Genomic DNA, 2,410 nt, shown 5'->3' with positions numbered 1-2,410 from the left:
CGAAAACATCATGGAGAGCGGAGAGAAGAAGCTCGAAATGGTCACGCTGAAGGTGCACACCGAGGCATTCAAAAAGCTGGTCGGACAGAAGGTCCGTATTCCCGTAGGCGCCTTTGTTGCTAAGGGCGCTATCATGTTTTACGCGCTCCGTAATGAAGCGCAACCCATCTCGGCTTCTTGAAAAAGAAAATCCCCGCGAACGATTGGACCCGTTCCGGGGAGTGGCCGGTCTCTACAGCATTTCTAACCGACATGCATACCGACATGCAAAGCGTATCACGGACACGCCATAAATCCGCGCGGAGTAGCGCAATTTCCCATAAGACAACAGGCCCAAGCGCAGCCGCGCCTGCTGGGTCGGTCGAGCGGGAGCCTCGTACGGCCCGGCAGGAGGGGCGAGCAGGGGCCCTTGGTATTAATGCGAAATTACGAGCCCCGGACGGTTCTGCAATGGCTAGAAGGGTGGAGCGCTTCGCGCTTCAGTCCATTGCTCGCGACATCCTCCCAGACTCCAGAACGGCTAAATGCCTGCGTATTCGCGCCCATGACAAGGACGTAGAGGTCTGGAAGTCAAAGGAACACGGTACCGCCAGCTATGGAGGCCTGCAGACATGCGGAAGCGTTTGGACTTGCCCGGTGTGCGCGGCCAAGATCGCAGAGCGTCGACGGCTGGAAATACAGGATGCAATGGCCCAGCATCGCGCTCAGGGCGGCGAAGTCCACCTTTTGACCCTCACCACACCCCACACCCGTTTTGACGTCCTGGAGGCTCTCCTAGAGCGTCAATCAAAGGCGCTTCAGGCCTTCCTGCGCGATAAGTCCGTGAAGAAGGTGTTCAAGGAAATGGGCCATCAGGGCCAGATCCGGGCATGGGAGGGGACTCACGGCCGCAAGGCAACAAACAACGGCTGGCACCCGCATTTCCACTTCCTGCAGTTCGTCCTGGTCAAAGGTGATGCTGCTCAGCTCATGGACTGGAAAACACGGCTGTATCTGCGCTGGGATGCCTATTGCCAGAAGGCCGGACTAGGCTCTCCGAGCTTTGCCCACGGTATTGACCTGCAGGATGGTCAGCAGGCCACGAACTACGTGAGCAAGTGGGGCCTAGAGGATGAAATGACCAAGGCGCACATCAAGAAGGGCAAGGTAGGTGGAGAAACGCCCTTTGACCTTCTGCGCGCCGTTCTGGCCGACAAAGAAGACAAGCAGGCCTTTGCGCTTTTTGCTGAGTTCGCAAGGTGCTTCAAGGGCAAGCGGCAGTTGTCCTGGTCAAACGGCCTGAAGGCCCGTTTCAACCAGGCTGAAAAAGAAGACCAGGAACTCGCTGCCGAGATCGAGGACAGCGCAGAGCTATTAGGTCAGATCCTGCCCGATCAGTGGCGTGATGTCTTGAAGGTCAAGGCGCGCGCTACGGTCCTTGAGCTGGCCACCTCTGCCGGATGGCCGGCAGTTCAGAAATTTCTAGCATTCCTGGATGGATGCAGAGATGGCGTTTATGAGTATGACGAGGCCATGGTGGCAGAGGCCCGTCTTCTCATCTTGGAAGGAATGACCTAAGTGTCATGAAAGCGGGCCGGAAAGGTGTTTGCACCACCTGACCAGCCCTGACCACAAAACCTAGTTGGAGGCTTTATGGCTGAGTTCTATTTTAGGGCGCCACGTTTCGCCCATCTCCCACATATCGAGACCATTTTGGACAGCATCGGCAATGATCGAGCTGTAGCTAGAAAGCTTGGTCTTTCTGAGTCCACGATTCGCAAATACAGGAAGGCAGGACAGGCGCCCAAGCCTGTCATGTATGCGCTGTTTTGGGAAACGCCCTGGGGGCGATCCACTGCTGATGCAAATGCGATCAACGATGCCCGCTTCGCTCACATGCGATCGATGACGTTGGAGAGGGAAAACAGGGTTCTTCGGGATCAGATCGAGGCGCTTGAAAAGCGTCTTTCGGAGGGCTTGCAGATTGCTGCCAACCAAGAATTTTTCATGGTTGGTGCTCGATGAAATACGAAAGGCAAATGGGCTACGTGATTCGTCCCGCGATCTGGTTTTATCGCGTCTGTCCAGTCCCACACCTGCGCATCTTTCCGCTGAAAGTTGCTGGCTATATCTGCCGCCTGGTCATTCGCTTCACTCGGTGAAGATGGATAGCTCACGATAAGGGATGCTTATCGAGCGAAACCTCTATGGATGGCGCGCGGCTGGGGGTATCGGGGGCATAGCCCCTGATGTCAACCGACGATCAGGCAATGCCAGTTACACCGACCTGGCTGCGCGCGGCACCTCACGAAAACCAATGGCCCCCACCGCGGGGCCTTTTTCATGCCTGGTCGAAGCGTTTCCCGCGCGCCTGGAAGACAAACGGATGTTCTGAGGCTTTCAAAACTAAAAAACCGTTGATATGATGATA

The 2,410-nt window shown here is 56.1% G+C and carries 2 protein-coding genes and 1 pseudogene; all 3 read left to right on the top strand.

Annotation, left to right across the window (positions count from 1 at the left end):
- Positions 1 to 181, top strand: a pseudogene (locus AAIL67_RS24610) (hypothetical protein); the annotation flags it as partial.
- A 71-nt stretch (positions 182 to 252) separates the two neighbouring features.
- Positions 253 to 1,557 (top strand): protein rep, encoded by a 1,305-nt coding sequence (locus AAIL67_RS24605; RefSeq protein ID WP_343485390.1) that lies wholly within the window; start codon positions 253 to 255, stop codon positions 1,555 to 1,557.
- Positions 1,558 to 1,632: 75 nt separating this feature from the next.
- Complete coding sequence (locus tag AAIL67_RS24600) at positions 1,633 to 2,004, top strand: hypothetical protein (protein WP_229228895.1); 372 nt, start codon at positions 1,633 to 1,635, stop codon at positions 2,002 to 2,004.
- Positions 2,005 to 2,410: the final 406 nt, after the last annotated feature.

The sequence above is a fragment of the Comamonas sp. A7-5 genome (assembly GCF_039581385.1).
Lineage (GTDB): Bacteria > Pseudomonadota > Gammaproteobacteria > Burkholderiales > Burkholderiaceae_C > Comamonas > Comamonas thiooxydans.
The sequence above is the reverse complement of the archived record's forward strand: the minus strand, read 5'-3'. Positions and strand labels throughout refer to the sequence as shown.

Bases quoted from the DNA above. Each gene is read 5' to 3' on its own strand.
- AAIL67_RS24605 (WP_343485390.1), top strand. From the start codon at position 253: ATGCATACCGACATGCAAAGCGTATCACGGACACGCCATAAATCCGCG.
- AAIL67_RS24600 (WP_229228895.1), top strand. From the start codon at position 1,633: ATGGCTGAGTTCTATTTTAGGGCGCCACGTTTCGCCCATCTCCCACAT.